2 rRNA genes (1 of these 2 cut by a window edge) are annotated in these 2,500 nt (G+C 51.0%); both read left to right on the top strand.

From position 1 onward, the window contains the following. A 23S ribosomal RNA gene (locus AC07OE_RS18665) occupies positions 1–2,006 on the top strand (it extends 872 nt beyond the left edge of the window). 159 nt (positions 2,007–2,165) lie between these two features. Then, positions 2,166–2,278, top strand: a 5S ribosomal RNA gene (gene rrf, locus AC07OE_RS18660). The last annotated feature ends 222 nt before the right edge of the window (positions 2,279–2,500 follow it).

The raw sequence follows: 2,500 nt of genomic DNA, 5'->3' as shown, positions 1-2,500 counted from the left end.
GTCATGGCGACTTACCAAACCAATGCAAACTCCGAATACCGCAGAGTACAGCTTGGGAGACAGAGCACCGGGTGCTAACGTCCGGACTCAAGAGGGAAACAACCCAGACCGCCAGCTAAGGTCCCTAAAATTGGCTAAGTGGGAAACGAAGTGGGAAGGCTAAAACAGTCAGGATGTTGGCTTAGAAGCAGCCATCATTTAAAGAAAGCGTAATAGCTCACTGATCGAGTCGTCCTGCGCGGAAGATGTAACGGGGCTAAGCCAGTTACCGAAGCTGCGGATTTGCAATTTATTGCAAGTGGTAGGAGAGCGTTCTGTAAGCCTGTGAAGGTGCGTTGTAAAGCGTGCTGGAGGTATCAGAAGTGCGAATGCTGACATGAGTAGCGTTAAAGGGGGTGAAAAGCCCCCTCGCCGTAAGCGCAAGGTTTTCTACGCAACGTTCATCGGCGTAGAGTGAGTCGGCCCCTAAGGCGAGGCAGAGATGCGTAGCTGATGGGAAACAGGTCAATATTCCTGTACCGATGTGTAGTGCGATGTGGGGACGGAGAAGGTTAACTCAGCCAACTGTTGGACATGTTGGTTCAAGCTTGTAGTCGTGCCTGGTAGGCAAATCCGCCGGGCTTAGATGAGGAGTGATAACGAGAGTGCTTGCACTCGAAGTGAGTGATACCCTGCTTCCAGGAAAAGCCACTAAGCTTCAGCTACACACGACCGTACCGCAAACCGACACTGGTGCGCGAGATGAGTATTCTAAGGCGCTTGAGAGAACTCAGGAGAAGGAACTCGGCAAATTGACACCGTAACTTCGGAAGAAGGTGTGCCTTTAGTAGGTGAAGTCCCTCGCGGATGGAGCCCAATGAGGTTGCAAAAAATCGGTGGCTGCGACTGTTTATTAAAAACACAGCACTCTGCAAACACGAAAGTGGACGTATAGGGTGTGACGCCTGCCCGGTGCTGGAAGATTAAATGATGGGGTGCAAGCTCTTGATTGAAGTCCCAGTAAACGGCGGCCGTAACTATAACGGTCCTAAGGTAGCGAAATTCCTTGTCGGGTAAGTTCCGACCTGCACGAATGGCGTAACGATGGCCACACTGTCTCCTCCTGAGACTCAGCGAAGTTGAAATGTTTGTGATGATGCAATCTCCCCGCGGAAAGACGGAAAGACCCCATGAACCTTTACTGTAGCTTTGTATTGGACTTTGAACAGATCTGTGTAGGATAGGTGGGAGGCTTTGAAGCGGTGCCGCTAGGTATCGTGGAGCCAACGTTGAAATACCACCCTGGTGTGTTTGAGGTTCTAACCTAGGTCCATTATCTGGATCGGGGACAGTGCATGGTAGGCAGTTTGACTGGGGCGGTCTCCTCCCAAAGCGTAACGGAGGAGTTCGAAGGTACGCTAGTTACGGTCGGACATCGTGATGATAGTGCAATGGCATAAGCGTGCTTAACTGCGAGACTGACAAGTCGAGCAGATGCGAAAGCAGGACATAGTGATCCGGTGGTTCTGTATGGAAGGGCCATCGCTCAACGGATAAAAGGTACTCTGGGGATAACAGGCTGATACCGCCCAAGAGTTCATATCGACGGCGGTGTTTGGCACCTCGATGTCGGCTCATCTCATCCTGGGGCTGTAGCCGGTCCCAAGGGTATGGCTGTTCGCCATTTAAAGAGGTACGTGAGCTGGGTTTAAAACGTCGTGAGACAGTTTGGTCCCTATCTTCCGTGGGCGCTGCAGATTTGAGGAAGCCTGCTCCTAGTACGAGAGGACCGGAGTGGACACACCTCTGGTGTATCGGTTGTCACGCCAGTGGCATTGCCGAGTAGCTAAGTGTGGAAGAGATAACCGCTGAAAGCATCTAAGCGGGAAACTCGTTTCAAGATGAGATCTGCCGGGGCCTTGAGCCCCCTAAAGAGTCGTTCAAGACCAGGACGTTGATAGGTCAGGTGTGGAAGCGCAGTAATGCGTTAAGCTAACTGATACTAATTGCTCGTGCGGCTTGACCCTATAACTTTGATTCACGATAAGTGTCTCAAGGAAGTTATGCCAAGTTGACGCATTCAAAATCCTGCCCGTGTACAGCACACCGGCAGGTGTCGTAAAAGACAAGCTGATTAGCTCTATAAATTGGTTGCCCAGACCTAGTCTGGGTGACAAAAAGTTATGCCTGACGACCATAGCGACTTGGTACCACTCCTTCCCATCCCGAACAGGACAGTGAAACGAGTCAGCGCCGATGATAGTGCGGATTCCCGTGTGAAAGTAGGTCATCGTCAGGCTATTACAAGCCGAAAAAGCCCCACCTAAACAGGTGGGGCTTTTTTTTGCCTGTACGTTTTGCCTTGGATTCCGTGCACATGAAAAACCTCGCGCAGTGGCGAGGTCTTTTAGGTCAATGTGTAAAGCCTTTCAGAGATATGGCCTGAGGGGGATGCGGACGAAATCTTGGACTATCTTTGGAGGTAGTTCATGTATTCGTACGAAGACAGAATCCGAGCAGT

This window comes from Rhodoferax sp. GW821-FHT09E07, assembly GCF_059416145.1.
Note: the sequence above shows the minus strand (reverse complement) of the source record. Positions and strands in the feature narration are given on the sequence as shown.